This window comes from Shigella sp. FC1967 (genome assembly GCF_001743005.1).
Lineage (GTDB): Bacteria > Pseudomonadota > Gammaproteobacteria > Enterobacterales > Enterobacteriaceae > Proteus.
Window position 1 is genome coordinate 1 of the sequence record NZ_MIIZ01000981.1, and the last position, 1,482, is coordinate 1,482.

1 protein-coding gene is annotated in these 1,482 nt (G+C 52.4%); it reads right to left on the minus strand.

The window, feature by feature from the left end; genetic code table 11:
- Positions 1–107 precede the first annotated feature (107 nt).
- The coding region (locus tag BHE89_RS17075) for a TraC family protein (protein WP_286146243.1) at positions 108–1,482 on the minus strand (1,375 nt) is incomplete at its 5' end.

The following is a 1,482-nucleotide window of genomic DNA, read 5'->3' on the forward strand; positions in this document are numbered from 1 at the left end:
AATATCCTTGAGGCGCTGGTCGTTTTCTTCTTCCAGACAGCGCTCAGCGATGTCGTCAACCTTCATCTCTTTACCTTTCTCTTCCCACAGGCGAGAAAGGACCTGTTTCAGCGCAGAGATTTGCCATTCATCCAGCAAGCCTTTGGCCGAGGCATCGCACAAACGAGGCTGACAATCGCGTCTTCTTCGTCCTCGTAGTTCTGTATGAGCTCGAACGGGTTGAGGCAGACGTGCGTTCCTTCTTCAAAGTGAACGAAGTCGCCATTGAGCATTTCCGACAGCTTCTGGTATGACTTACCGGCATCAATAACCCAGACCTGAGCACCCTCGGACAAGTAGGAAAAAATCAGTTCGTTGGTAAGGAACGATTTACCCGAGCCGGATTCGGCTGCGATCACCAGGTTCTTGTTGGTATTACTGTCGTGAAGAGACAGACTCATGAGCTGGCCGTTGCGGGAAATCAGCGCAGCATGATAGGTCCCGGTCCCCTTCCATTCCCCGAACACCGGCAGGACCACAGCAGCCTGCTCGGTTGTCATGGTCTTGTAGCGGAATAGGTCTCGCACTGCATCTCGGTCGGTACAGAATGGCAGGCAGTTGAGGAACATCGGCAGAGCAACGAACTTATCCTCCATCAGCTCGAACCTAGATTCACGCCAGATGTTTCGTGCGGCCATCGCCGCCGCTTCAACACGTTCTTTGGTTGGAGCAAATAAAACCACCGAATAGGTGATCTTGACTGGCTTAGCCCCCTCTTTCATCGACTCATAGAGAGTGTCGAAGCTCTCCTTTTTGTCCGCCAGCACCGGCACGAATTTGAGCATCGGCCCGTAGGCTTGGTTTACAGTGAACTGGCGTTTGCGCTCCAGAGTGTTTTTCGTGCTTTCTGCCTCAGGGAAAAACACATTGGTCACGACCATGTAGTTTTCTTTGATGCTGGAGTTGCCGCCGCTGAGATCCCCGGCATAGGTCAACGCATCACCAAAGTAGAAAACGTCAGGCAGCTTTTTCGCTGACATGACTTTCGCGTGGTAGTCACCCAGCCTGATGCCGTTCTTGCTGACTTCCACGTCGGTGCCGTAATCGAAGATTTGCTCGCAGATGGGCTTATCCATCTCCCAATCCACAGAGTCATGTCGCCATGAAGCATCCGGCCCCCAATTCAGGATGGTGCTCATGATCCGGATGTAGTTCACCGCCGTCATTGTGCGGGGACGCAGACCAACGGTTTGAAGCGATGATTCGACCTTCGTGCGAAGCTGTGCGAGCTGCTGGAGTTCGCTTTCAGTCGGGTTATTGTTCTTGATGGGGACTTTGCACGTAACGAACAGCTTGAGGTCTTGGATCAAGCCATTGTCGTAGATACCTTTGTTGGTCTTGGCAAATATGCGATCTGTCGTGTGGTGCTGGAGGAAGTTAATCCTTTCCTTGATGACAGATGTCAGCAGCTCGTGACGGAAGCCATCACGCAACCCCATCATC